The sequence below is a fragment of the Citricoccus sp. GCM10030269 genome, assembly GCF_042665635.1.
Lineage (GTDB): Bacteria > Actinomycetota > Actinomycetes > Actinomycetales > Micrococcaceae > Citricoccus.
Map to the genome: position 1 here is coordinate 18,575 of NZ_JBHTCV010000002.1, position 25,287 is coordinate 43,861.

At 66.3% G+C, this 25,287-nt stretch carries 22 protein-coding genes; 10 read left to right on the forward strand and 12 right to left on the reverse strand.

Going from position 1 to position 25,287, the window contains the following annotated elements; translation table 11 throughout:
- Positions 1-118: 118 nt before the first annotated feature.
- Complete coding sequence (gene hisC, locus ACFQQD_RS03150; protein WP_378086146.1) at positions 119-1,231, reverse strand: histidinol-phosphate transaminase; 1,113 nt, start codon at positions 1,229-1,231, stop codon at positions 119-121.
- 95 nt (positions 1,232-1,326) lie between these two features.
- Here hisC and ACFQQD_RS03155 point away from each other — a divergent pair, with 95 nt between their 5' ends.
- Positions 1,327-1,746: a phage holin family protein gene (locus ACFQQD_RS03155; protein WP_378086148.1), complete on the forward strand. Its 420-nt coding sequence runs from the start codon at positions 1,327-1,329 to the stop codon at positions 1,744-1,746.
- Here ACFQQD_RS03155 and ACFQQD_RS03160 read toward each other — a convergent pair.
- Positions 1,743-3,530 (reverse strand): hypothetical protein, encoded by a 1,788-nt coding sequence (locus ACFQQD_RS03160; protein ID WP_378086150.1) that lies wholly within the window; start codon positions 3,528-3,530, stop codon positions 1,743-1,745. The genes ACFQQD_RS03155 and ACFQQD_RS03160 overlap by 4 nt on opposite strands.
- A gap of 13 nt (positions 3,531-3,543) precedes the next feature.
- Entirely contained in the window at positions 3,544-4,047 is a 504-nt protein-coding gene (locus ACFQQD_RS03165) for a hypothetical protein (protein WP_378086152.1), read from the reverse strand.
- Positions 4,048-4,200: 153 nt separating this feature from the next.
- Between ACFQQD_RS03165 and ACFQQD_RS03170 the strand changes: the two genes are divergently transcribed.
- Positions 4,201-4,815, forward strand: coding sequence for a flavin reductase family protein (locus tag ACFQQD_RS03170; RefSeq protein WP_378086154.1), 615 nt, complete (start codon positions 4,201-4,203; stop codon positions 4,813-4,815).
- Positions 4,816-4,851: 36 nt separating this feature from the next.
- On the opposite strand, the gene ACFQQD_RS03175 is transcribed toward ACFQQD_RS03170, so the two are convergent.
- The 4 genes from ACFQQD_RS03175 to ACFQQD_RS03190 form a co-directional block, all read right to left on the reverse strand.
- Complete coding sequence (locus ACFQQD_RS03175) at positions 4,852-6,285, reverse strand: aldehyde dehydrogenase family protein (protein WP_378087477.1); 1,434 nt, start codon at positions 6,283-6,285, stop codon at positions 4,852-4,854.
- A 91-nt stretch (positions 6,286-6,376) separates the two neighbouring features.
- On the reverse strand, positions 6,377-7,903 hold the full coding sequence (locus tag ACFQQD_RS03180) for an APC family permease (RefSeq protein ID WP_378086156.1): 1,527 nt from the start codon (positions 7,901-7,903) through the stop codon (positions 6,377-6,379).
- A 217-nt stretch (positions 7,904-8,120) separates the two neighbouring features.
- Positions 8,121-9,053, reverse strand: coding sequence for a helix-turn-helix domain-containing protein (locus ACFQQD_RS03185; protein ID WP_378086158.1), 933 nt, complete (start codon positions 9,051-9,053; stop codon positions 8,121-8,123).
- Between the two features lie 199 nt (positions 9,054-9,252).
- On the reverse strand, positions 9,253-9,849 hold the full coding sequence (locus ACFQQD_RS03190) for a TetR/AcrR family transcriptional regulator (protein ID WP_378086160.1): 597 nt from the start codon (positions 9,847-9,849) through the stop codon (positions 9,253-9,255).
- Between the two features lie 254 nt (positions 9,850-10,103).
- On the opposite strand from ACFQQD_RS03190, the gene ACFQQD_RS03195 reads away from it, so the two are divergent.
- From ACFQQD_RS03195 to ACFQQD_RS03210, 4 genes are read left to right on the forward strand one after another with little or no spacing between them, the layout of a single operon-like run.
- On the forward strand, positions 10,104-12,071 hold the full coding sequence (locus tag ACFQQD_RS03195) for a primary-amine oxidase (RefSeq protein WP_378086162.1): 1,968 nt from the start codon (positions 10,104-10,106) through the stop codon (positions 12,069-12,071).
- Positions 12,049-12,573, forward strand: a complete 525-nt coding sequence (locus tag ACFQQD_RS03200; protein ID WP_378086164.1) for a hypothetical protein — start codon at positions 12,049-12,051, stop codon at positions 12,571-12,573. Before ACFQQD_RS03195 ends, ACFQQD_RS03200 begins: the two co-directional genes overlap by 23 nt.
- An 11-nt stretch (positions 12,574-12,584) precedes the next feature.
- Positions 12,585-14,237, forward strand: a complete 1,653-nt coding sequence (locus ACFQQD_RS03205; RefSeq protein WP_378086166.1) for an amidohydrolase — start codon at positions 12,585-12,587, stop codon at positions 14,235-14,237.
- 26 nt (positions 14,238-14,263) lie between these two features.
- A complete protein-coding gene (locus ACFQQD_RS03210; protein ID WP_378086168.1) occupies positions 14,264-14,368 on the forward strand; it encodes a hypothetical protein in 105 nt (34 codons plus the stop codon).
- A 38-nt stretch (positions 14,369-14,406) separates the two neighbouring features.
- On the opposite strand, the gene ACFQQD_RS03215 is transcribed toward ACFQQD_RS03210, so the two are convergent.
- The gene (locus ACFQQD_RS03215) at positions 14,407-15,960 is read right to left on the reverse strand and encodes a GMC family oxidoreductase (protein WP_378086170.1); all 1,554 of its coding nucleotides are present in this window, start codon (positions 15,958-15,960) and stop codon (positions 14,407-14,409) included.
- Positions 15,961-16,135: 175 nt separating this feature from the next.
- On the opposite strand from ACFQQD_RS03215, the gene purB reads away from it, so the two are divergent.
- Both purB and ACFQQD_RS03225 read left to right on the forward strand, forming a co-directional pair.
- Positions 16,136-17,590, forward strand: coding sequence for an adenylosuccinate lyase (purB, locus tag ACFQQD_RS03220; RefSeq protein WP_378086172.1), 1,455 nt, complete (start codon positions 16,136-16,138; stop codon positions 17,588-17,590).
- Positions 17,591-17,690: 100 nt separating this feature from the next.
- Positions 17,691-18,347, forward strand: a complete 657-nt coding sequence (locus tag ACFQQD_RS03225) for a trimeric intracellular cation channel family protein (RefSeq protein WP_378087480.1) — start codon at positions 17,691-17,693, stop codon at positions 18,345-18,347.
- 32 nt (positions 18,348-18,379) lie between these two features.
- Here ACFQQD_RS03225 and ACFQQD_RS03230 read toward each other — a convergent pair whose 3' ends face one another.
- The 3 genes from ACFQQD_RS03230 to ACFQQD_RS03240 all read right to left on the reverse strand — a co-directional run bounded on the left by ACFQQD_RS03230 (position 18,380) and on the right by ACFQQD_RS03240 (position 21,930).
- Positions 18,380-19,504 (reverse strand): FAD-dependent oxidoreductase, encoded by a 1,125-nt coding sequence (locus ACFQQD_RS03230; protein ID WP_378086174.1) that lies wholly within the window; start codon positions 19,502-19,504, stop codon positions 18,380-18,382.
- Positions 19,501-20,853 carry an MFS transporter gene (locus ACFQQD_RS03235; RefSeq protein WP_378086176.1) on the reverse strand — a complete coding sequence of 451 codons (1,353 nt, stop codon included), beginning with the start codon at positions 20,851-20,853 and terminating at the stop codon, positions 19,501-19,503. The genes ACFQQD_RS03230 and ACFQQD_RS03235 overlap by 4 nt, the downstream gene beginning before the upstream one ends.
- A gap of 150 nt (positions 20,854-21,003) precedes the next feature.
- Entirely contained in the window at positions 21,004-21,930 is a 927-nt protein-coding gene (locus ACFQQD_RS03240) for an AraC family transcriptional regulator (RefSeq protein ID WP_378086178.1), read from the reverse strand.
- A gap of 186 nt (positions 21,931-22,116) precedes the next feature.
- Between ACFQQD_RS03240 and ACFQQD_RS03245 the strand changes: the two genes are divergently transcribed.
- The gene (locus ACFQQD_RS03245) at positions 22,117-22,980 is read left to right on the forward strand and encodes a methylenetetrahydrofolate reductase (protein ID WP_378086180.1); all 864 of its coding nucleotides are present in this window, start codon (positions 22,117-22,119) and stop codon (positions 22,978-22,980) included.
- Positions 22,981-23,167: 187 nt separating this feature from the next.
- Positions 23,168-23,620, forward strand: a complete 453-nt coding sequence (locus ACFQQD_RS03250) for a septum formation family protein (protein ID WP_378086182.1) — start codon at positions 23,168-23,170, stop codon at positions 23,618-23,620.
- Positions 23,621-23,743: 123 nt separating this feature from the next.
- On the opposite strand, the gene ACFQQD_RS03255 is transcribed toward ACFQQD_RS03250, so the two are convergent.
- Positions 23,744-24,796, reverse strand: a complete 1,053-nt coding sequence (locus ACFQQD_RS03255) for a hypothetical protein (RefSeq protein ID WP_378086184.1) — start codon at positions 24,794-24,796, stop codon at positions 23,744-23,746.
- Positions 24,797-25,287 lie beyond the last annotated feature (491 nt).

Below are 25,287 nucleotides of genomic sequence, written 5' to 3' on the forward strand. Positions count from 1 at the left end.
CCAGCCTAAACGGGCGGGCTACTACTCGCGCGTTCTGCGTCCCTCACCGTGGGATTCTACCCAGTCATACGACCCCACCCGGTGCTCTATCACTGGGTCAGGTCCGAACGGCTGGGTCTCACGTGATGCTCTGCGTGGGGCTGGCGGGGAAATCGGCGCAGAGCTGCAGGAAGCGAGTATTGGCCTCCTCCTCACCGACGGAGACGCGGACGCCCTCGGTGCCGAAACCCCGGACAGCGAGCGCTTGGCGGGCCGCCGCCTCCAGGAACTCGGGGGTCCGCTCCCCCAGCGGGAGCCAGACGAGGTTCGCCTGCGTGTCCGGGACGTCCCACCCGAGTTCCTTCAGGCCCGTCAGCACCCGCTCACGTTCGGCGACGACCCTCGCGACCCGTTCTTCGACCTCGTCGAGGTGATCCAGCGAGGCGACAGCTGCCTGCTCGGCCAGTGAAGAGACCGCGAACGGCACCGCGAGAACCCGCAGGTACTGCGTGATGTGGGGATGGGACACTGAGTATCCGACCCGCAGATTCGCCAGTCCGTGGGCTTTGGAGAAAGTGCGCAGGACGACGACGTTGTCGTGGCGGCGGTAGACGTCGATGCCATTCACTGCGTCTGGCTGGCGGACGAACTCGGTGTACGCCTCATCGATGACCACGAGCACGTGTGGAGGGACCTGAGTCAGGAACTCCTCGACTTCTTCCGTCGTCAGCGCGGGACCGGTGGGATTGTTCGGGGTGCACAGGATGACGACGCGGGTCCGCTCGGTGATCGCCGCGGCCATGGCCGTCAAGTCGTGTCGGAAGTCGGCGGTCAACGGGACCTGAACGTCTTTGGCCCCGCCGCTGCGCACCACGATCGGATAGGCCTCGAAGGAGCGCCAGGCGTACACGACCTCGTCCTGCGTGCCGTCCGGATTGGTGCCGGCGAACGTGGTGATGATCTGGGTCAGGGCGCCCAGGGAGCCGGCTCCGGTGACGATGTCCTGGGCAGGGACACCGAGGTGCTCGGAGAGCCGTTCCCGCAGGGCCGTGGAGAGCGGGTCCGGGTAACGGGCCACGTCGGCAAATGCCTTCATGGCCTCGCGGACGGCCGGCACTGGGCCGTACGGGTTCTCGTTGGAGGACAGTTTGTACGAAACCAGGCCCTCCACACGGGCGGCGGGCTTGCCGGCGGCATAGGCCGGGAGCTGGTCGAGGACCGGCCGCGGGTGAATGGGCTGCGGTTCGTTCATGGCTCACCAGCCTAGTCGTGATGCCGGTGTTCGCCCGGGATTGGCCCCACCTCGTCTGTTCCCACGTCACCCCGATTGCATGCGACCATGGGCCCATGAAGTTCCTGTTGCGCGTCATCGTCAACGCTTTGGCCCTCTGGGTCGCCACCCTGATCCTGCCCGGCATGGACGTCCTCCCCAGCGATGGATTCGCGGACACAGGTGACTCCGGACTGAATCAGGTCATCGCCTATGTGGTCATCGGTGTCGTCTTCGGCGCTGTGAACGCCGTGGTGAAGCCGATCATCTCGTTCCTCTCGATCCCGATCACGTGCCTGACACTGGGCTTGTTCACGATCATCATCAACGCGGGCATGCTCATGCTCACCGTCTGGTTGACCTCCTTCCTCCCGATGCAGGTCACGGTGGACGCCTTCTGGTGGACGGCCGTCTTCGCCGCGATCATCATCTCGATCGTCTCCATGCTCGCCAACGGGGTGCTCGGCCTCGTCGGCATCGGCAACACGAAGGACTAACGCAGCAGATGCTGCTGCAGCGGTGGCGGCAGGGGCGACTGAGGCAAGCCGTGCGGCGGAAGCGGCCGTAACGGGGATGGCGCTGGAGATGGCACCGGGGACGACGACGGCGTCATGAGTCCGCGCTCATGCTCTGCCGGACTCTGTGCGGGCAACCGGTCCTCCGCGCTCCGCTCCGGGGACTTCTTGAGCTGATGGCCCAGTCCAGCACTGATCGGGTTGCGCGGTTGCCCCGGTCGGGTTCGTTCAAAGGTCACGGTCTTGGTCACGGCCGATCCAGTCGTCAGGGCGCCGAGGTGGCCCAGCACCGGCGCTGATCGCTGTGCCTCGGGACTGACCTCGGCCCGTTCCGCGTGGAAGCGATAGTTCTCGAAGTGGTGCCCCGCACCGATTCCCTTGCCCTCCGGGTACAACTGCTCGTCATAACCACTGAAGGTCAACGTGGTGCGATGACCCGTCTGCGGGTTGGCGGCCCCGTCCATGCCCGGCGCCGGGTCTTCGGAGTGTTCCAGGTGGACGGCGTCGACCCCGTCGGGAAGGTCGATCTCTGCCGTGGGTGAACCGATCGTCAGCAATCCCTGCACGTCATAGGTGCCGCTGATCCGAGGATCGGCCGCCGTCCGGGCGGCGTGGATGCCGCCCTGGCTGTAGCCGGTCAGCACAACAGCGTCTCCGCGATCGGCGCCGGCTGACTGCAGGGCCTCGTCAATGGCCCGCGCCACGTGCTGGGAGTCCAAGGCCATGGCCTCCCCGTTGCCGCCGACATCGAAGGGATTGGTCGACCAGCCGGAATCATCTCGATAGTCCCCGGCCTGGGTACCGGGAAGGCCCACCAACCAGACCTCTTCCGGTGCGCCCGGATCCTCTGGAGTGACCCGCGTGAGCTGGATGGACCCGGGCTCTTCGGCACCGCGGGCGAGGTCCAGGTGATCCATCAAGTCGGTGATGGTTCCGTGGCCGGGCGGGGTCCAGGACTCGTCCCACTGATCGGCGTCGGTCACGGTGCCCTTGATCTTGACGGGACCGATCTGCACCAGCCCAGCCATGATCCCGCCGGCGGCCGTCAGCGGCCAGAGTCGTTCGGGCCCGGACAACGGACCCGTCTTGCCGGGATCACGAGCGAGCCGACCGGTCACATCAGAGCTGAAGCGAAAGCCTGCGGCCAACACCGGTGACATCAGGCTCAAGGACCATGCCAGCACGTCGGGGGCGCCCTGGACCGCCACGTCGGTGATCGCCTGAGGGGCGGGCCGGTCCCTGAGGGCCTGGTGCGCGAACAGCGCGAGGGCCGGCACGGTGAGGATGTTCGCCATCACCCGCTGAGCAGTGTCCTCAGCGGTGCGATAGGCGCCGGCCGAGGACGACACCCCGGCCTCCAGCACGATCGCCTCTGCACTGATCGCGGCGAGGCCGGCCGACAACTCCGCTGTCCTGGTGGCCAGAATCGCTGCCGTCGGCGTGTGATGAGTGGCCAGCGTCAAGAGGGAACCCCATCCCGCAGCGCGCAGAGACAAGGCCGCCGCGTCGTCCGTGGCCTGCGCCAGCACGGCGGCGCCGCGATCCAAATCCGCCAGATTGGCGTGAATGCTCGTCGGTCCGCCTCGAACCGAGAACGACGGCGGCTCCGCACCACCCGCAGCACTGCCCGGCTCCCGCACTGACGTCGTGCCCGGCGTCGCCCCGCCCGACGTCGTGCCCTCCACTTCCGGGCCGTTTCCCCAGCCGACCGACCCGGAAGGCTCCATGCCCTCGAGGAGCCCCGGCCGACCCACCCCGCTGCTCACGGGTCCGGCCATCTCAGCACATCCCGAGCGCGGTGGCGGTCAAGGCGGCCTTCGCCGCCTGGATGCTGGCCCGAAGAGTACCGATTCGGTGGTGCAGATCCTCGATCGATGCTCGGGCCAGAGCAGCCGACTCCTCGGCTGTATCGGCCAAGTCGGCAGCGCGCACGTGCAGCATCTGGCTGCGAGTCAGGAACAGCTCTCCGGCAGGCGAGCGCCACTCCATGCCGGACAGGCTGTGGATCGATTCCGCTACCGACCGGGTGCCCGAACCGACCAGTCTCAGTTCCTCGACCACCTGCTGCAGTTGAACCACGGCCGTCTCCAGCAACCGCAACAACGCCTCGTCCGGGGTGATCGTGTCGACGGCCGCGACGGCCGCCACCGCGGAACTTGAGCACAGCACCTCCGCATCCACCACCGGCACCGGTACCTCGACCGGCGGACCACCCGGCTCCGCGAACGGCACCTCGATCCAGTCCTTCACCAGCGACGACCCGCCGTCGCTTCCCGTCTGCATGGTCGACCTCCCGATGACCGCCGCCCGTCACTTCCCCGCACGTCGTGCGGTGTTGGCTTCGACGCTACGGACCCTGACGGACGGGCGGGGCGCTCAGAGCTCCCGTGGGGGACAAGAAACGGCGACGGGTCGGTTGTGGAGGAGACTGGTCTCATGAGCACACACCGCACCGAGTTCGACCCCAACGCCCTCGGCGACCGTGAGACGACCCTGCTGGTGAAGTCCATCCTCATTCCGCGACCGATTGCCTGGGTGGGGACGGCGGACGCCGACGGCATCGCCAATCTGGCTCCGCATTCGTTCTTCACGATGGTGTCCGAGGAACCACCGGTCGTGCTGTTCTCGTCCACCCATCGCAAGGATTCACTCAGCAACGCGGAGGCCACCGGTGAGTTCACCGTCTCCCTCGTCTCCCGGCCCCAGTTCGAGCAGGCCAATCAGACCTCGGCCCCGTATGCACCCGAGGTGAGCGAGTTCGAGGCCGTGGGAATCGAGGCTGAGCCGTCCGCCGTCGTCGTTCCGCCTCGAGTGGCCGGGTCCCCGGCCGTGCTGGAGTGCACCGTGGAGCGCATCATTCCCGTGGGCGGCAACCACATGGTGCTCGGCCGCGTGGTCCACGTTTCGGTGGATTCGGACACGCTGACCACCGACGCCAGGGGCCGCAGTCTGCCGGAGGCGAGCCGACTCGATCCGCTGACACGGCTGGGCCGCAATGAGTGGGGCACCCTCGGCGAGGTCTTGGCCATCGACCGACCCCAGGGCGGCTGACCATCGGGGCGGCCCACCTGAACCCGGCCGCTCAGCTCACCAGCTGACGACCTTGGGCAGCGCGACCGACTTCAGCCCGTCGACGCCGAACTCGAGACCGAAGCCGGACATCTTGACCCCGCCGAAGGGAATCCGCGGATCCACGGCGCCGTGCTTGTTGATCCAGGTGGTGCCGGCCTCGATCCGGGCCGCCACAGCTCGGGCGTCGTCCTGGTCGCCCCACACGGACGATCCCAGACCGACCTCGAGGCCGTTGGCCCACGCGACGGCCTGATCAACGTCCGTGTACTTCACAATCGGCAGCGCCGGACCGAACTGCTCCTGTGCCACCAGCGGATTGTCGTTGTCGATGTCCGCCACCAGCGTGGTGGGGTAGAAGTGGCCGGGCTGATCCGCCTCCGGGTCGCCGCCGATAAGGATGCGGGCGCCGGCGTCGCGAGCCTTCTCGACCAGTCCGGAGACAATGTCGAACTGCTGCTTGTTCTGCAGCGGGCCCAGGACATTCTGCTCCTCGAGTCCGACGCCCATCGGCATGTTCTGCGCCACCTGCACCAGCGCCTCGCACATCCGGTCGTACTGGGACTCATGAACATAGAGCCGTTTCAGGGCGGCACAGGTCTGGCCCGTGTTGATGAAGGCGCCCCAGAACACGTCCTCGGCGATGGCCTTGACGTCGGCTCCCGGGAGGACGATGCCGGCGTCGTTGCCGCCCAGCTCCAGGGTCAGACGCTTCAAGGTGTCCGCGGCGGAGCGGATGATCGCCTGGCCGGTGGACGTGGAGCCGGTGAACATCAGCTTGCCGACTCCACGGTGGGCGGTCAGAGCAGCCCCGAGTTCGCCTCCGCCGGGGACGACGTGTAGCAGGCCTTCCGGGAGCACCTGGTTCAATACGGCGCCCAGGCCCAACACGGACAGCGGCGTGTATTCCGAGGGCTTGAGGACCACGGCGTTGCCCATCCGCAGGGACGGGGCGATCTGCCAGACCGAGATCATCATCGGCCAATTCCACGGCCCGATCGCACCGACCACGCCGACCGGCACGTACTCCAGCACGGCCTTGCCGGACTCGTCATCGACTAACACTTCGGGCTCCAGTTCGAAGGCCGCCGCAGCACGCAGCCACGCGGCACAGGCCCCGACCTCGAACCGCGCGTTCGGCCCATTGAGCGGCTTGCCCTGCTCGCGCGAGAGCAGCTCGGCCAGCGCCTCAGCCGAGGCCTCGACGGCATCTGCCGCACGGTTCAGGACCTCACTGCGCTCGGCATGGGACTTCTGCCCCCAGCCGCGCTGAGCCTGCTGGGCACGTGACACCGCGGCGTCCAGATCCGCTTCGGAAAGCACGGGGGCCTTCCCGACGACGGCCCCGGTCGCCGGGTCCTTCATCTCGACCCCCTGACCCTCGGGCGCCTGGATGGCCGCCAAGAGGCCGTCAAAGGTGGTCACATCGGTGGTGCTGGTCTCTGTCGTCATCATGATCCTTTCGTCAGGTACAACGTCTGTGTGTGTCAGGAAGCTGTCGTTTCCGGTGGAGGTGATTGCTCGGGGTGGCCAGTCGAGGTGCTCAGTCGAGTTCCCCGCCGGCGCCGATGCCTCGGTACGTCTCGGGCCGACGAGCCCGCAGCCACCAGGCCCAACCGGCGCCGAACAGCCCGGGAACCACCACGAGGGCGGGCAGCAGCCAGCTCAGCACGCTGTAGCCCTCGGTGCCGATGAGCACATTGAAGTTCGCCACGATCACTCCGAACAACACCACCAGCCCGACGGCGGCCAGTCCAGGGGCGATAGCCCGCGTCCAGAACGAGTACTCGGCTGCGAAGCCCCGAAGGTAACCGAGCACGGCCAGAGACGTCAGCGCCATCAGCAGCACGAGGCCGAAGGCACCGGTGTTCGTGAGCCAGGTGAACAGCGTCAGCACGGGGAACAGTGGGTCGTCGGAGCCGGCCCCGGCGATGCCGAAGGCAAGGATGACGACCAACGCCAGTCCGGACTGGGCCAGGGATCCGGCCACCGGGGCGCCGGAACGCCGCCCCGTGCGGTCGAGCCAGCCGGGCAGCACGTGTTCGCGTCCCAGGGCGAAGAAGTAGCGGGCCACGATGTTGTGGAAGGCCACGAGGGCTGCGAACAGGCTGGTGATGAACATCAGATTGGCCAGAGTGACGAACCAGTCGGCAGAGCGTTCGGCCAGGAAGACGAACATCAGGTCCGGCCCGAACTCCTGCGAGCGCGCCACCACGTTGGAAGCCCCCTCACCCACGACCATGGCCCAGGCCGAGAAGGCATAGAACAGGGCGATGATGCTGATCGCGATCAGTGTGGCGATGCCGGCGGTGCGGCGCGGGTCTTTGACCTCTTCGTTGTAGATGGCCCCGGATTCGAATCCCATGAAGGCGGCGATCGAGAAGGCCAAGGCCGCCCCGACGCCGGCCGTGAACAGTTGGCCGGGCATGAGCCCGTCGGCGGTCACGCCCTCCGGAGCGGCGCCGAAGGACATCACGTCGAAGACGATGACCGCGAGGAACTCCAGCGCCACCACGATCCCGAGGACCTTGGCGGAGAGGTCGACGCGGTTGACGCCCATCAGGCCCACGATGACCCAGCCCACCAGCGCGCAGACCCACCACGGCAGCGCGATCCCGAGGGTGCCACCCAAGAACGACGACAAGGCGAACCCGAACATCCCGGCGATGCCGATCTGCATGGCGTTATAGGCCACGACGGCGACCAGCGACGCTCCCACTCCGACGGGCTTGCCCAGCCCCTTGGCGATGTAGGCGTAGAAGGCCCCGGCGTTGTGGACGTGCCGGCTCATGGCGGCATAGCCAATCGAGAACAGGACCAGCACCACGCCGAGCACGATGAAGGACAGCGGGATCCCGAGGAGGGAGGTGACCCCGAAGTTACTGGGAACCCCGCCGGCCACCACAGTCAAGGGCGCCGAGGCGGCGATGATCATGAAGACGAGAGCGGGAATGCCGATGCGTCGGGCGCCGAGCTGTCCGTCCTTCAGCGGTGCCGCTGGGCCGGTGCTCGAGCCGGTGTTCGGGCCGGTGCCGTGGCCGGGTGAGTCGGTGACGGTGGTGCCAGTCATGGTCGTCTCCTAGTGGAGGATGGCTCCCGAGGGGATTCGGGGCGAGGATTGTCCACCAGCGTGCACCGCGAGGGGGCGAACGTGCTTGGCCTTGCGGGCACGGCCCTTGACGATCCGTGCAGAACCGCCTCGCCCTCACCGCCAGCAGTCGACCAAACAGCCGACCAAACAGCCTCGCAACCGCCCGAGCGCTCAGCTGAACCAGCGCCGAGAATGCTCAGAGGTGCTGACGCCGATATTGCGCCGGCGACTGCCCGAACTCGGCCCGGAACAACCGGGAGAAGTGGGCCGGGTCCGCCAACCCCCACCGCGCGCCGATCGCTCCGACGGCCACGTCGCGGTGCAACGGGTCTTCCAGGTCTCGACGGCACTGCTCAAGCCGACGCTCACGAATCCACCGAGCCACCGTGTGACCGGTGCCGGCAAAAAGCTGATGCAGGGATCGCGTGGAGATGTAGTGGGCGGCGGCAATCAGCTCCGGACCCAGATCCGGGTTGGCCAGTTGAGCCTCGATGAAGTGGTGGACGCGGCGCAGCAGTCGAGCCTGCTGAGTATGCTCGGCGACCGGTCGCGAGTAGAGCTCGTCCGCCAGCACCGTGGCCACCAGGTCGACGACGTTCAGAGCCAGGCGGTGACCGATCGGTCCGTCCAGGGTGGGCAGCATGGTGCCGATCTGGGTGATGAAGGGCGCCACCGCCCGGCCGAGCCGGTGCCCCGCACCCATGGTGGTGGCCGTCAGTTCCTGGACGTCGTCTGCCGAGAGCCCGGTGAGCTGGCGGGGGAACATCAACACCAGGGTCGAAAATTCCTCGTCGAAGGTGAGCGAATAGGGACGCTCGGTGTCGTAGATGGCGAGGTCACCCGGACGCATGACGGTTTCCCGGTCGTCCTGGACCAACAGCCCGTGGCCACTGACCTGAAGGTTGAGCTTGTAGCAATCGGCGCTGGTCTGGTTGATCAGTTCCGGGGTGCGGGTCACTGCATGCGCGCCGGCCGTCACCTCCATGATGGCCAATTCGCGCAGCTGCCGACCGGCCAACCGTCCAGAGAAGGATCCGGGCCGCACGGGCTCGGCGTCCAAGGCAACAAACGACTCCGACACGAGATGGCGCCAGCGGACGAAGTCCGACGCGGTGTCCTGGCGGTACATAGTGATCCTCCTTGAGGGCGCGAACGTGACGCTCGTCACCGTGAGACACACTCTAGGCAGCTACAGCTCACCCGTCACGGTTTTCTCTCCACGGGGAGGAAAAAGACGTCGCGCCAGTCGATGCTCACCAGACGATGGTCACCGAGTCGAGGAGCCGAGGAGTGCCGCCTCCGCGGACCACTCAGGGATCGCGGACCACTCAGGGATGCAGCCGGAGTCGATCCAGATGAAAGTGCAATTGCCGTTCTAGGTCACGGTCACCGGCGGCGGATCGGTCCAGGACCGCGGAGATCTGACTGCCGAGCATAAAGTTGAGCAGCGCCTCAGCAGCCAGCCCGATGTCGACCCGAGGCTGCAGGTCGCCAGAGACCCGGGCCTGCTCCATCCATTGAGTCATGGATTGGCGCCACTGAGCCATGAACTGGCTGTTGACCTCGGCTCCGTGGGCATCATGGGCGGCCTCCTGCCAGAACGAGATGACCACACGCGCCTCGTCCAGTCGTTCCCCGTCCAGCGGGAGCACTTCTCGACAGAAGGCCTCCAACGCTTCCAACCCATCCAGGCCATGCGTCGCCACGTCGGCTCGACGGTTCGTCTGGTCGAACACAAAGGCGTAGGTCGCCTCGATGAGTTCGGCCTTCGTGGGGAAGTAAGGCTTCAGGGCACCGTTGGCGAAACCCGCCTCGGCGGCGATCTGCCGCATCGTGGCCCCGGAAATGCCGTGCCGAGCGATGATCCGCCAGGTGGCCTCGACCAACTCACGTTTGCGCTGCTGGTAGTCCACTACTTTGGGCACCGTCGCCCCCTCTCTCTCACACCGCTCTGTCACCGCTCCGTCACTGCCGCGAGCCACCCCGAACCACCGCAGGCCACTGCGGGCTGCGCCGCCGCTGTCGCGATCATTCTGCCATCGACCCACGAGCCCACCGGAGTGTCGCTCACACCTCACCCCTTGTCACCGACGCGTCACCCGGCTTATTGTCTACGCTTGTAGATTCATATCGTGATGCCCACCACATTTTTCGACCGGACCGACCGACAGGACCGAGCATGACCACCACTGATTCCTCCACCCACCGCACCACCGGGGCCCATGCCGACACCGAAACCGCCTCGCCTGCGGGCGCCTACGCCCTGCAGACCCCCGAGGAGATCAGCGCCGTCCGCCAAGTTCTGACCGAGGCCGGTCTCTTCCCGGCATCGACCCGGATGGCCTACCTCGGCCTGACCGATCCGGCCCGTGGCACGCCTGCCGACGCCCCGGTCAACCGGCGCTTCCGCGTCTTCCTCCTGGACACCGACGGCGGCCCGGCCCGGGACGTCGTCGTGTCCGTCACGGACCGTCGGGTCGAGTCGGACACCGAACTGGACACCGCCGAAACCGGCGAACTGCCGGTACTGGAAGAGGAGTTCGAGGTGGTCGAGTCGGTCCTGGCCACCGATCCGCAGTGGCTGACTGCCCTGGACCGTCGCGGGCTCGACGTGGCGCAGGTCCGCGTGGCGCCCCTGTCCGCCGGCGTCTTCGAGTACCCGGAAGAGAAGGGGCGGCGCATTCTGCGAGGACTGGCTTTCCTGCAGACCCACGAGTCCGACTCCGCCTGGGCCCACCCGATTGACGGCCTGGTCGGCTACGTGGACGTGACCACCAAGACTGTGGACCAGGTCATCGACCTCGGCGTGATGCCCATTCCGAGCGAGCACGGCAACTACACCGACCCTGAGCTGACCGGACCGGTGCGCACGTCCCAGAAACCGATCGAGATCACCCAGCCCGAAGGCCCCTCCTTCACCATCACCGGCGGCAATCACGTGGAGTGGGAGAAATGGAGCCTGGACGTCGGCTTCGACATGCGTGAGGGCCTGGTGCTGCACAACATCTCCTTCAACGACGCCGGCCGGACGCGCCGGATCCTGGACCGCGCCGCGATCGCTGAGATGGTCGTGCCCTACGGCGACCCCTCCCCCGTGCGGTCCTGGCAGAACTACTTCGACACCGGCGAATATCTGGTGGGGCAATGGGCCAACTCGCTGGAGCTGGGTTGCGACTGCCTCGGCGAGATCACCTACTTCTCTCCCGTCGTGGTCGACGGCCGCGGCGAACCGCGTGAGATCCGCAACGGAGTCTGTATGCACGAGGAGGACGCCTCGATCCTCACCAAGCACTCGGACCTGTGGAGTGGCGTGGCCTACACCCGGCGCAACCGTCGGCTCGTCATCTCCTTCTTCACCACCGTGGGCAACTATGACTACGGCTTCTACTGGTACCTCTACCTGGACGGCACCATCGAGTTCGAGGCCAAGGCCACCGGCATCGTCTTCACCTCGGCCCTGCCGAACGGACCCACCGACTTCGCCTCCGAGATGGCACCGGGACTCGGCGCCCCGTTCCACCAGCACCTCTTCAGTGCCCGACTGGACTTCGCCCTCGACGGCGGCCCGGGCCGCGTCGAGGAGGAGGACGCGGTGCGCCTGCCCGTCTCCGAATCCAACCCCCGCGGCAACGCGTTCACCCGCCGCCGCACCGTGCTGGCCACCGAGCAGCAGGCCAGCCGGGACACCGACATGTCCGTGGGCCGGACCTGGGTGGTCACCAATCCCGAGTCCACGAACCGACTCGGCCAGCCGGTGGGCTACAAACTGCATCCAGAGGGCCAGCCCACCCTGCTGGCCGCCGAGGACTCCTCCATCCGCCGTCGGGCCGCTTTCGCTTCCAAGGCTCTGTGGGTCTCGCAGTACGCCGAGGACGAGCGGTATCCCACCGGGGATTTCCCCAACCAGCATGCCGGCGACGGCGGCCTGCCCACTTGGACCGCGCAGGACCGGTCGGTCGACGGCGAGCAGATCGTCGTGTGGCACACCTTCGGCCTGACCCACTTCCCCCGAGTGGAGGACTGGCCGATCATGCCTGTGGACCACGTCGGCTTCCGGCTGCGTCCGGAAGGATTCTTTGACCGCTCCCCGGTGCTCGACGTTCCCGCCCCGGCAGGACAGGACCATGGCGGCTGCAGCCACCACTGAGTCCCGTACCGCTCGGGGCGCGACCGGGCTGGCCGTGGCGTTGACGGCCGGCTCGGTCCCGCTGCACGCGTGGATGCTGACCACCCACTCCCACAGTCCTGTTCTGACAGCACTCATGACGGTGATGGTTCTGTGGTGTATGTGGTGTGCCGTCGGGGTCATCCGCTCTGCCGGGCCAGGGTCGCGGACGGCTCTGCGGCACCTGTGGGTCATGGCCGTGGCGATGATCGCGCTGCACGTCGTGCTCCTGACCGGCCCCTTGACCGGCCTGTTAGCTGGCCAGCCCGATGCCGGCGGGCACCACCATGCCCCCGGTCCGGCCGCCGTCGGACCCGCCGTGGGTGCGGCAACATCCGACACGGCCGGCACGGCCGTCACGGGGCTGATGCTCACCGTGGTGGCGCTGGAACTGGCCGTCTGTTTCGCCTGCGCCGTGGCACTGCGCGCGCATTCTCACCTGTCCCGCCTGCCCCGCCCGCTGAAACCCGCTGAAGCCCGCTGAAAGGACGCACCATGATTGAACCCACCCCGGACGAGAAGGCACCGCAGACGACTGGAGGCCCGTCGTCGGGCGCATCGTCGGGCACGACGTCGGAATCGGCACCGGACGGGGGACGTCCACTGCTGGTGACCGGAGCCCGGATCTACACGGCTGAACCCGGTCGCGAATGGGTGGAGGCGCTGGCCGTGGCCGAGGGGAAGATCATCGCGGCGGGCACGTTGGCCGAAGCCGAACGGGCCGCCGGGCCGGACGCCGAACGTCTCGATGCCCGCGGTGCCCTCGTCATGCCCGGGTTCTGCGACGTCCACATCCACTTGGGCCTCGGCGGCCGCCAGCTGGCATGGGAGCTGCCGCTGCTGCCGACGGACCGCGTCGAGCAGATCCTGGCCAAGGTCCGCCACTGGAGCGCCGGAAAGGGCCAGGACGAATGGATCGTCGGCGGGATCGTCGGCTCCACGGTGCTGGACACTCTGGCCAACACCGAGATGCTGGCAGCTCTCGATGAAGCCGCGGGCGGTCGGCCAGTGATGCTCCGGGACGACTCCATGCACAATCGCTGGGTCAACTCCCGGGCGCTCGAACTCATGGGCGTCGGACCAGACACCCCTGACCCCAAGGATGGAACCTACGTCCGCGACCGCGAGGGCGCCCTGACCGGAGTCTTGTGGGAGATGGCCTCCCAGGTCGCTGAGGCGGCGGTTGCCGACAGCATCGAGGACCTGGACGCCTATCTGCGCCGAGCCCTGCAGGCCGGGCTGGGCGCGGCACACTCGTTCGGCATCACCGCTGTGCAGGAGGCGGCGACCATGGAGCCCACGCTCCGGGCGTTGCACCAGATGGACGTGGCCGGTGAGTTGACCGGATGGGTGGTGACGTCCATGCCGGCCCAGCCGTTCCTCGAGCCGGGAACGGTGGGACCAGAGCTGTTCGATGCCGCCGAGCAGTACCGCAGTGACCACGTTCGGCCAGACTTCGCCAAGTATGTCCTGGACGGGGTGCCGACGACGCGCACCTCCGCCATGCTCAACCCCTACCGCTGCTGTTCCGATCAGCATTCCCCCGAGGACCGCGGCCACCTGATCTGGGAGCCGGACGCGTTGCTCACCTCTTTGAAGGACACCGTCTCCCGGGGTCTGAGCGCCAAGCTGCACGCCACGGGCGACGCCGCAGTGCGGATCGTGCTGGACGCCGTCGAGCAGATCCGGGCAGAGGAGGCCGGTCGCACGGCGGCCGGCCAGACGGCAGGACCAGGATCCGGCCCGCGGTTCCACGTGGCCCACGCGGAGTACATCGCCGAGGAGGATCTTCCACGGTTCGCCGAGCTGGACGTGGTGGCCGACGCCTCGCCGTACATCTGGTACCCGTCGGTGATCCAGTCCTCCATCGCCCAGCAGGTCGACGAGAAGGTGTTCAACGACAGCTGGCCGATGCGGGACCTGGTCGACTCGGGAGCCGTGGTCGCCGCCGGCTCGGATTGGCCGTGCGCCCTGCCGAGCCCGGACCCGTGGGTCGGGCTGCAGACCATGGTTACCCGGAGCAGCCCGGACGGATCCCAGCCGGGCGCGCTCAACCCGAATCAGGCCCTGACGGTGCAGGAGGCCGTCGCCGCCTTCACCCGGGAACCGGCTCGCGCCATGGGACTGGGCGAGGTGACGGGCCACTGACCCCCGGGCTGGCCGCCGACTTCATCGTGGTGGACCAGGATGTCTTCGCCGTGGACCCGGAGCAGATCCACCGCACCCGGGTGCTGGAGACGTGGTTCGGGGGTCGCCGGGTCTACTCCGCAGACGACTGACGGCAGACAGCTGACGAATGACGACGGCGGCACCCACGTCAGAACGGCGTGATGCCGGTGATGGACGCCGCGGCCTTCTCTCCGATGAGCACCGAGGGGGCATTGGTGTTGCCGGTGGTCACCCGCGGCATGATCGAGGCGTCCGCCACCCGCAGGCCCCGCAGTCCATGGACGCGGAAGGACTCGGGATCCACCACGGCGCCCTCGCCGGTGCCCATGGCGCACGTGCCGACCTGGTGGTGATAGGTCGTGGTGGTGTTGCGGATGTACTCCACCAGCTCCTCGTCCGAGTCGCCCACGTTCGGGCCCGGGAACAGCTCCGAGGCGCCCCACTCGGCCAACGCGGGCCGCGCCGCGATCGAGCGGCACTGCCGCAGAGAGAACAGCATGGCGTCCAGATCTGCGGGTTCCGTGTAGGCCCCCAGGTCGATCTTCACCGGGTCCTCTGCCCCGGGCCCGGACAGCGTCAGGCTTCCCCGGGAGGCCGGACGGACGATCCCGGCCAGCAGGGAGAACCCCTCCGCCGGTCCCTCCATCAACTCCCCGGCGGTGTTCGTGTACATCGGCACGGAGAAGAAGATCGGCTGCGTGTCCGGGATGTCCTGATGGGGGTTCGATTTCGCCCAGTAGTGCACTTGCGCCACGGCCACTTCCGGAGCCGGCAGGGTCCGTTCGGTGGTACAGACCACCGGGACCAGCAGGTGATCGTGGAGATTCTTCCCGACGCCGGGCAGATCCAGGGCCACGTCCACGCCCACCTCCCGCAGGTGTTCCGCCGGCCCGACGCCGGAGCGCAGCAGCAGCTCGGGCGAGCCGATCGCCCCGGCCGCCAGGACGACCTCGTCCGCCGAGATCGAGACCCTCTCGCCGTCACGCTCGAACTCGGCCCCGGTCACGGTTCCATCCTCGATCAGCAGCCGGCGCGCGCGGGCACCGGTCACCAGGGTGAGACGCGGGTGGTCGGCGAGGGGCTTCAGGTAGGCCCGCCACGTGTTGAAACGGACGTGGTTCCGCAGGTTCAGCTGCATCCAGCCCACGCCGTCGACCGAGCCGGAGTTGTAGTCGGGGTTCTCCGGCACGCCTTCCTGGACGGTCGAGTCGTACATCGCCTGCTGAATGGGGTGCCGCGGATACTCGGTGGTGACGTCGAGCGGCCCGTCGTGACCTCGGGTGTCGGGGTCGCCGTGGCGGTAGTTCTCGATGGCCTTGAAGAAGGGCAGCACCTCGTCCCAGGACCACCCGGTGCAGCCATTCTCCGCCCAGCCGTCGTAGTCCCGGCGGTCGCCGCGCACCCAGATGGTGGCGTTGAGCGCGTGGGAGCCGCCGAGGACTTTCCCTCGGGGCAGATGCACCCGCCGCCCGTTCAATTCGGACTGCGGCTCCGTGAAGTAGTTCCAGTCCACGTCCGATCCCCACAGATAACCCAACCGCGAGACGTCGTCGATGTCCGGGTTCACGTCATGGTCCCCGGCCTCGACAAGCGTGACCGTGTGCCCGGCATCGAGCAGCCGCCGAGTGAGAACGCAGCCGGCGGATCCGGCGCCGATCACCAAGGTGTGGGTGGATTGGCCTGCGGTGGTGGGGTCTGTCATGGGGCGGGCTCCCTTTCCTGCATCTTCCTGCGCCGTCAGTAGTGATACGCGTCACCGTAAAGGTCCATACCGGCTTCGAGCTTGTCTCTGACTGCGAAAGGGCTGACGATCCGTGCATGGCGTGACTCCGCCGTACTCGCCATGACATGCCATGTTCGGTGCCACAATGAGAGCCATGCCCGAGTTCTCTGCACCCCAGCCCCCATCCCCCACCGCTGACGCCTCCGCCGCCGTCGCCCGTCAGTCGCTTGCCGAGGCCAGCATTCCCCTGGGCCCGCTGGACGGCCGGTACCGAGGTGTCGTTGATGGCCTGACTGAGCACCTCTCGGAGGCCGCACTGAACCGCAACCGACTTCACGTGGAGGTCGAGTGGTTCATCCATCTCACCCGCCACCAGGTGCTGCCGGGCCTGCAGCCGCTCACCGAAGAGCAGGAGCGGGGACTGCGGGCGATCGTCACCGAGTTCGGGCCCGACGGCATCGCTGAGCTCGCGGAGATCGAGCGGCAGACCGTGCACGACGTCAAAGCCGTCGAGTACTACATCGGCCGCCGACTGGGGCCTCTCGGGCTCGGGCACCTCACCTCGCTGGTGCACTTCGCCTGCACGTCCGAGGACATCAATAATCTCTCCTACGCGGTCGGGGTGCGCGACGCGATCGCCGAGGTATGGCTGCCGGCCGCCCGAGCCGCCGTCGGGACCCTGCGTGAGCTGGCCGAGGAGGCCGCCGGCATCCCGATGCTCTCCCGCACCCACGGGCAGCCGGCCACGCCCACCACCTTGGGCAAGGAGATGGCCGTGTTCGTACACCGGCTCCAGCGTCAGCTGCGGCGCATCGAAGGCCAGGAGTTCCTCGGCAAGATCAACGGCGCCACCGGCACCTATGCCGCCCACCTCGCCGCCGCCCCGGACGCCAACTGGCCCGAGATCTCCCGGACCTTCGTGGAGCACCTCGGATTGACCTGGAACCCGCTGACCACCCAGATCGAATCCCACGACTGGCAGGCCGAGCTGTACGCCGACCTCGCCCGCTTCAATCGCATTCTGCACGGGTTCTGCGTGGACGTCTGGAGCTACATCTCCATCGGCTACTTCGCCCAGATCCCCGTGGCCGGAGCGACTGGTTCCTCGACCATGCCGCACAAGGTGAACCCGATCCGCTTCGAGAACGCCGAGTCCAATCTCGAACTCTCCAACGCCCTGCTGGATTCACTCGCCGCCACCCTGGTCGAGTCCCGCTGGCAGCGCGACCTGACCGACTCCACCTCGCAGCGGAACATCGGCGTGGGCCTGGGACACTCCGTCCTCGCCCTGTCCAACGTGACCAAGGGCATGAAGCAGCTGACGGTGGCCGAGCCCGTGCTCGCGGCCGACCTCGACACCAACTGGGAGGTCCTGGGCGAGGCCGTGCAGACGGTGATGCGCGCGCAGGCCATCGCCGGGGTGAGCGGCATGGACGACCCCTACGAACGGCTCAAGGAGCTCACCCGCGGCCGCCGGGTGGACGGGGAGCGGATGCGGGAGTTCGTGCAGGGACTCGGCCTGGAGCCCGACGCCGAAGCTCGCCTGGTCGCGTTGACCCCCGCCTCCTATATCGGGTTGGCCGAGGAGTTAGCGCGCGGGAACCGATAACGTCGTCGCCGTGTTGACCATCGCCCTTCTCTCGGAAGCAGTGTCCATTAGCACTTCCCACGAGTTCCTGAACCCGGTAGTCCTCAACGTCGAGGCAGCCTTGCCCAACCTCCTATTACCCCTGGACTTACTCGGAGTCTTCTTCTTCGCAGTTTCAGGCTCTCTACTGTCAGCACGGAAGCGTTTCGACATCGTCGGATCACTGTTCTTGGCCTTCATCGCTGGTCTGGGCGGCGGGGTGGTGCGCGACCTCATCATCAACGAGGGAGTCCCACTCGCCTTCACCAACCCGCTATATCTACTCCCGCCCACAATGGCGGCCACGCTGGTGTATTTCCGTGTCATCCGCCAGGGACGACTGCGGCGCACGCTCTTGGTGTTCGATGCCGCCGGCCTAGCCCTGTTCTGCGTCCTCGGCGCCCAGACTGCATTGGCGGCTGGTATCACTCCGATCATGGCCGCGCTTCTCGGAGTGAGCACGGCAGTGGTCGGCGGCCTCTTGCGGGACGTGGTGGCCAATGAGGTGCCGGAGATCTTCAACCCTCATGGTCTGTACGCCGTGCCGGCCATGTTCGGGGCGGCCTTGACATCGTTGCTGTGGTGGCTGGACGCCTTCAGTTGGTTGACGGCAGCATTGACAATGCTGGCCGTGTTCGCCTTCCGGCTCGTCTCCATACGGCTACAGTGGTGGGCACCGCATGCCGCTCGAGGCCCCGGTTTGGCGCCGTCGTCGTCACTGGCCCGCAAGCGCGATTAATCCATTGAGGGCAATGGATCGGGGTCCATCCGTCAGCCTGCGGCATCGCGATCCGGTTGAAGCGCTGAAATATCAAAGCGCGGATCCCTGCCCAAGACGAGATCGCTGACCGCCAGACCGATAGCTGGGGCGATTTTGAATCCGTATCCGGACCACCCCGTAGCCAAGATGATTCCGGGCCGGTCAGCACGCTCACCCAACAAACCGGTGTTGTCATGTGCCCATGCATCGATGTGCATCTCAAACCGTTCGCCTTCGCGCTCAAGCCACGGCAGATAAGTGGCCACCGCTTCTCGCATTGGCTCCACGTCGGCAGGAGTTGTTTGGCGCCCTTCGGACACTGGATCGCCCACGGTGCCCCAGTCGTGCTCCATACCGAACTTGAAAGTCTGTCCGGAGTAGGAGGGCGCGCCATAAAGGAATTCCCCCGGGCCAGGAGACCAGATGAATGATGGACAGTCAGCCAGCAGATGGTTGTCATCGACTTTCGGCCGGAACCAGCCAAGCAATATCCGTCGCGAGCGGATGTGCAGATGCGGTTCAATGTGAGCTGACATCGTTCCAGCGGCCAGGACTGCTTTGTCAAAGCGGTCAGTGCCCGAAGAATGGCGCACCACGACTCCGCCTTCGTCGGGCTCAAGTGCCGAGACTGCGGTGTTGAACCGAGTTCGTGCTCCCGCCTTGACAGCTTCGTCAAGCAAGGCCGAGACTGCGGCGGCGGGATCAATGATCCCTCCTCGTCGATCCATCACACCGACATCGTCCGTTCCCACAGCAAATTGGGGAAATCGTGCAGTCACCTCAGGGAAGTCCAGGTATTCAGCATCATCTCCCCCTGCTCGGAACATCATCTGCAGTGCACTCGAATCGCGGTGACCAATGGCCAATCCGCCGCATCGGGTGATGAGCCGGGTGCCAGTTTCCTGCTCAAGGCGGTCCCAGGCATCCAGCGCGACCCGCAGCATGTGCGCCTCCCCCGGGGACTTCTCCAAATAGGGCAGAGACCGGACCAATCGGCTTTCGCCAGCGTGGGCTCCAAGGCCGTGCGGAGGCTGATCTAGATCGAACAAGGTCACTTCAGCTCCATCCCGGGCGAGGGCCAAGCCCGCCGCGGCACCGACTGAGCCAGCGCCGATGACGGCCACTGTGGTAGTCATCGGGCGTCCCCGATTTCTGCGGCTTCGCTGAGGAGCTTGCCTTTCGTCTCCGGTGCCCACAACACAGAGATCACGACCCCGAGGCCGGCGATACCCGCCAAGATGATCATGGTTGGGGCATTGCCGAGACCTTCCAGTGTGATCGGTAGCAAGAACGTGCTGATGACCGCTCCAACTCGGCTCATGGCCGCCGCGACGCCCATCCCCGTCGCGCGGACCTCGGTGGGAAAGATCTCCGAAGGGTAGACGTACTCAAGGTTCGATGCGGCCGAGGCAACCAGAACGAAGACGGCGAAGGCGCCCAGCCCAGCCCACTGGGGCAGCGCCTCAGCAGCCGACATGACCAGTAGTACGGCGGCTACGATCGCGAAGCTCCAGATCACCAGGCCGCGTCGAGTGAGCAGGCGAACGGCAATGACGCCGGCGACCGCGCCAACGAGCAGCATTCCGTTCACGAACATCTCACCGCCGAACTCGGATTCGACGCCCAGTGCAGAGAAGACCTGAGGCAGGAATATGGTCAGCGCGAACAGCGGCATGACTTGAAACGCCCAAAAGCCGCCAGCAAACACCGTACGACGCCAATACCGTTGCGAGAACAATGTGCCGAAAGTCGCTTGCTCCTGCTCAGTCGTCGCAGAACCTGAAAGCCCCGAGATCCCATACTCGGGTCCGTAGAATTTATGCACTACCTGTTTGGCTTCGGTGTCTCTGCCCTGCTCTACTAGCCATCGCGGCGACTCCGGCGAACCCCAACGCACGAGGAAAACGATCGCGGCTGGCACTGCCGCGGAGGCGAAGATCATGTGCCACGACAGCCCGGCGGCTCGCATACCGTAGGCGCTGGCAAATCCTGCCACGAACCCGACGATCCATGCTCCGTTCAGGCACGCCAGCAAAGTGCCGCGTTGCCGTCGGGGGGCGAACTCGGCCAGCACCGAGGCCCCGATGGCGTATTCCGCCCCAATGAGTACGCCCATCACCGTCCTGATCGCCAGGAGCGTGGCCGGGTCGTTCACCAAAAGGTGCGCCAGCGCGAGGACGGCGAACAGGGCAAAGTCCCATGCCAACAACCGTCGTCGACCGAATCTGTCGGCGAGTCTCCCGGCCAGCGGGGCACCGATCAGAATTCCAAAGAGCGTCGAGGCAGCCAACAAGCCCAACCAGAGCCCGCCCAAGCCCAGGAGGGGTGCCGCGAGGGCCAGCGCAATGCCGATATGCCCCAAGATGTATCCATCGGTAAACATCCCGCCAAGTGTGAAGGCGGCCACGCGCACCAGAAACGGTGTCATCGGGGAATCCTCGATGTGTTTGTTCCCAGAAGCAGCGGAGGTGAGCTGGTCTACCAAGGGAGTCTCCTCATGTCTTCGCTGTACCTTCTGCGACACCGAGCGAACGCCAGGTACTGAAAGACCGTTGACGAAATGGTTTCCCCTACCGTAGGCGCGCTGAGTCGACGACAATTGACTCTGCGTGCCACCGTTTTGTCCATGCAGGCCTCAAAATTCCTCTTCATTCCGACGTAGATTCCGTGCTGTGATGTGATACCGACCGTGAAACGCCCGGCTGAAGTACTGCGGAGAAGAAAACCCGCATTCACGAGCAATCACAGCAATGGGGTCAGTAGTTGAGAGCAGACGCTCATGTGCACGTTCCAAGCGTCTTTCCTTGAGCCATGCCGAGAATGTCGTTCCTGCATGCTCGAACAGTCGCTGCACGGTGCGCCGCGACAGAAAGTTCGCGCGGGCGACGTCATCCGTGGTCAAGTCGGGGTTCGATAGATGCGCGGTGATGTACCGGTCAATGTCGGCCCAGAGGCGCGATTCACGGGCAACAGTAGCCACAGCGGGGATCAATGTTTCCACCTCCGCACCGAGCAGATATCCAAGAGCAACCCCTCGGTGGTAATTGGCTCCCATGGTCGCCGGGTACGGCTCGGCATCGTCGAGGGCGATCTCGAGCAAGTCCCTCACCGGCTGAGGTGTCGTATGGCCCACTGCGGTCACGTTGGACACCAGCGTCGCCGAAAGAGGGAAGTCCGTGTAGGGAATCTGAACGACGATTGACCGGCTGTACCTGTCAAACCTCAGGTCGTAAGGACGCATGGCGTCGTAAATCGCCGCGTCACCGCACCGAATAGTCACTTCTCTGCCGTCCTGCACCAAATGAGTCTCGCCATCCAGTTGCAAGCTGATCTTGAAGAAGTCTGCTGGATGGAGCCGGATGTCAGCGTCAGTCCGTTGAGCAATGTGGCCGTCCGCCTCCACGAGTGACACACTGATCGGACCCAACGCGGTTCTCTTCAGGCAACCCGAAAAATCTTCTGCGTTCACTGATGAAAGAGCGCGCACACGCATCGGAACAATCGAAGAGGCGATGAGCCTCTGCCACTCGTCCAACCCGTGGACGCGGTCGTTGTGAGCCATGTGTCAATGGTGCCTTGTCGATCACGGCGGGCCTTGCCCGGCTCGGACCCCTATACCTATGGGCATAGTTATATTAGGCTCAGTTCCATCAGTGAGCCGGACCACAGTCGGTCCGGACGTGAACGACCAGCCAGCACAGCCGACGTCGGGCCCGACCGCCGGCTCCCGAACTTGAGAAGGACCCGTATGACTTCCCCGAACTCCTCCACCGGACGCCCGTCCGTCATCACCGACCCGTCCTTGGAGATGACCGGCAAGGACAAGGACATCGAGGCGCTGCGCGAAGCCTCTCAGTTCATCCCCCAGGGCACTCGCGTCAATGTGACGTTCTTGGGCAACGAAGACCTCGAGATGCGCGTGAAGGCGTCCACCGCCGCCAAGGATCTCGGCTACATCCCGGTGCCGCACATCTCGGCCCGCCGTCTGAAGTCCCAGGCCGAACTCGAGGAGTTCCTCACCGCCCTGCGCGACCGCGTCGGCACCGAGCACGCCTTCGCCGTCGGCGGTGACCCCTCGGAGCCGATGGGCCCCTACGGCTCCTCGCTCGATATGATCAAGACCGGCCTGCTCAAGGACTACGGCTTCACGGACATCTCGATCGCCGGTTACCCGGAGGGCCACCCGGACATCTCCGATGACCAGCTCTGGGAAGCCCTCGAAGGCAAGTACGCCTCGCTGAAGGAACAGGGCCTGAACGGCACGATCCTGACCCAGTTCGGCTTCGACGTGGACCCGATCTTCACGTGGATCGAAGAGGTCCGCCGCCGCGGCATCGACCTGCCGATCCGCCTGGGCGTCCCCGGCCCCGCCGGCATCAAGCGCCTGCTGACCTACGCCTCGCGCTTCGGCGTCTCCACGTCCGCCGGCATCGCCAAGAAGTACGGCTTCTCCCTGACCAACCTGCTGGGCACCGCCGGCCCGGACAAGATGATCAACGACCTCGACGCCGGCCTGACCGAGGCCCACGGCGACGTCAAGCTGCACTTCTACACCTTCGGCGGCACCAAGACGACTGCCGAGTGGATCAAGGACTTCCAAGAGAAGCGCTGACCGGGATTTCCGTAAGCTGGGTGTCATGATCCAGCATCGTCGCCAGCGGCCGACCGGAGCGTTCCGGTCGGCCGCTGGTGCGTCCGGGCGCCGCGGTGTGGCGTTCGCGGGGTCCCGGGGGCTCTGGGGGCTCCAAGGGCTCCGGGGGCTCCGACGGGGTGCAGTTCTGGCCGTAGCCTCTGCCGTGATGATCGGACTGTCCGGCTGCGGCGGGCCGGGGGCGGATGAACAGGTGGTCGGCACGTCCACTCCCTCACCGGCCGTGACGGCCACCAAGGTCAGCATCTTCCAGCTCTCACCGGGTCAGTGCTTCGACCGCCCAGCCGAAGACGGGCTCTACGAAGTTCCGGTGGTGCCCTGCGAGGTGGCCCACGACCTGGAGATGTATGGCCTGTTCCAGCTTGATGCATCGAGCTGGCCGGGTTCCGAGCGAGTGAACCAACTGGCCGAGGAGGGCTGCCGCGACCGCTTCGTCTCCTTCACCGGCGCCGAGCCGTCAGAGTCCGATCTCGGCTACACGATGTACACCCCGTCCGAGGGGTCGTGGTCCGAGGGAGACCGCCAAGTGCTGTGCGCCCTGCAGCTCAACAGCGGGGGCCGACTGGTGGGGTCTCAAGCCGGTGCCGGTTCTGGCGGGTAACCGGTGCTGTTCCACGGCCTTCACATTTGTCCCAGTGCTCCGGACCACACCGGGTGCCAAATCGTTGGGTCCCGTCCGTTTGACTGGGTCTGAGCAATATTTGCTGGCCGAGAGCCATGGGCCTCACGCGTCAGGGATCCCGTGGTGCTCCAATTTCGTTCGCAGAAGCGCAGGATTCCGCACGTCCTGGGCTACCCACCGCACCATGCCGATCCCGAGAGCACGAATATCGTCCTCCCTGATCTTCTCCTCCGTGACGACATCCTCAGCTGCTCGACCGGAGTAGCTTCGGTTCCCCGTGTATTTGCGCAGACCATCGAACTCGCCAGCTTTCTGTACGCTGCGCCACCAAAAGTCGGTGATGGCCACCAATCTCCCCTGCCGGTCACAGACGCGGTGCTGCAGTTCTGGTTCTTCGAAACCGAGTTCGCGGATGACGGCTCTACTGGCGGACTCCCCCGCCGACTGCGACAACGGCGAAGCCGCAGCGACTCGGGCCAGATAGCGCTCACGGGCCGCCCCCGAGACACATGCGCCCGCAAGGCTCTCCAGCTGACCACGGGTCCACTGTCGCGGTGACGTCGTCGTCGAGGTCCGCAGGCCGGTGCGACGGCCGCACATCACGGCGTCCAACACCACGTTCGCCTCCACTGGGTCCATCCTCGGCACGGCCTCCGCCAGCGCGAGCCCCAGCTTCTCCACTCGGATTCGGAAGCCGGCCAATTCCAGCACCTCTGTCCCCGCCAGGCGTGGATCAGCGTCCTCCGGTCCGAGAACGAGGCCGAGGTCACGCCAGGCCAGCGGTCGTACCCGCCGCTCCTCGGGGAACGGCGGATACTTCGTGCCTGCACTCGGTGAGCCTTGCTGCTTCGACCCCTGCGACTCACCTTCCTCCTTCTCTTCCTCTTCCTTCCGCTGTGAACTGTCTGGCGGCCTCCACGTTCCTGCCGCACTCGCTGATGGGGCCCGAATACAGATCGACCGCGGGACATTCCAGAAGCCCAGCCCGTGGAAGGCTAGGGCGGATTCCCGGCAGAACACCGATTCGTAGGTCCTCGGAGAGATGGCGATGGCCAAGGCAGTGGCCGCGTACCGTTCCAGAGGGCGGGCGTTCTCCCATCCCTCCCGATCGGCATAGACGCCCCGTCGGATCCGCAGCAGTTTTCCCGTCTTCACGCCTCGCCGCAGGGTGCGCGGGTCCTGGGCGGGCCGGCCCAGGCTGTCGGCCAGCGTCAGAGAGATCTTCCACGCCGTGATCGTGCCATCAGGCTCGCGATTGACCCACCGGTCTGCGATCGCCCCGACGGGCTGTGCATCGGCGAGGGTTCCTACCGCCGCTGCCCATGATGGGGTGCCCGTCTCGGTTCCGGATGCAGAGCTGGACTCGAGACCTGATCCACGTTTGGACTCTGGGCTGGATCTGCTGACCCCGGCGCACCCGGGGGACCCGGGGGACCCGGCAGATCCGGCGGATCCATGGGGGCCAGCTTTCGGCTCGGAGCTGGGTCGGGCAACAGACTGGTCGGCGAGCATGGAAGCAGTCCAGCAGATCGGTGTTGATGGCGCAGAAGCCCAGCGCAGACCTGTGGACAACTATCGAGCGAGACCACTCGCCGTCGGGACCGCCGGTGTGCCGGCTCTCGCTTTCCGACCCAGTCAATCGGACC

Coding starts and splice junctions, on each gene's coding strand:
- ACFQQD_RS03165 (WP_378086152.1), bottom strand. CDS start 4,047: ATGCAGACGGGAAGCGACGGCGGGTCGTCGCTGGTGAAGGACTGGATC.
- ACFQQD_RS03245 (WP_378086180.1), top strand. CDS start 22,117: ATGACTTCCCCGAACTCCTCCACCGGACGCCCGTCCGTCATCACCGAC.
- ACFQQD_RS03200 (WP_378086164.1), top strand. CDS start 12,049: ATGGCGGCTGCAGCCACCACTGAGTCCCGTACCGCTCGGGGCGCGACC.
- ACFQQD_RS03195 (WP_378086162.1), top strand. CDS start 10,104: ATGACCACCACTGATTCCTCCACCCACCGCACCACCGGGGCCCATGCC.
- ACFQQD_RS03250 (WP_378086182.1), top strand. CDS start 23,168: ATGATCGGACTGTCCGGCTGCGGCGGGCCGGGGGCGGATGAACAGGTG.
- ACFQQD_RS03155 (WP_378086148.1), top strand. CDS start 1,327: ATGAAGTTCCTGTTGCGCGTCATCGTCAACGCTTTGGCCCTCTGGGTC.
- ACFQQD_RS03175 (WP_378087477.1), bottom strand. CDS start 6,285: ATGACGACAGAGACCAGCACCACCGATGTGACCACCTTTGACGGCCTC.
- ACFQQD_RS03230 (WP_378086174.1), bottom strand. CDS start 19,504: ATGACTACCACAGTGGCCGTCATCGGCGCTGGCTCAGTCGGTGCCGCG.
- ACFQQD_RS03170 (WP_378086154.1), top strand. CDS start 4,201: ATGAGCACACACCGCACCGAGTTCGACCCCAACGCCCTCGGCGACCGT.
- purB (WP_378086172.1), top strand. CDS start 16,136: ATGCCCGAGTTCTCTGCACCCCAGCCCCCATCCCCCACCGCTGACGCC.
- ACFQQD_RS03180 (WP_378086156.1), bottom strand. CDS start 7,903: ATGACTGGCACCACCGTCACCGACTCACCCGGCCACGGCACCGGCCCG.
- ACFQQD_RS03240 (WP_378086178.1), bottom strand. CDS start 21,930: ATGGCTCACAACGACCGCGTCCACGGGTTGGACGAGTGGCAGAGGCTC.
- ACFQQD_RS03205 (WP_378086166.1), top strand. CDS start 12,585: ATGATTGAACCCACCCCGGACGAGAAGGCACCGCAGACGACTGGAGGC.
- hisC (WP_378086146.1), bottom strand. CDS start 1,231: ATGAACGAACCGCAGCCCATTCACCCGCGGCCGGTCCTCGACCAGCTC.
- ACFQQD_RS03185 (WP_378086158.1), bottom strand. CDS start 9,053: ATGTACCGCCAGGACACCGCGTCGGACTTCGTCCGCTGGCGCCATCTC.
- ACFQQD_RS03215 (WP_378086170.1), bottom strand. CDS start 15,960: ATGACAGACCCCACCACCGCAGGCCAATCCACCCACACCTTGGTGATC.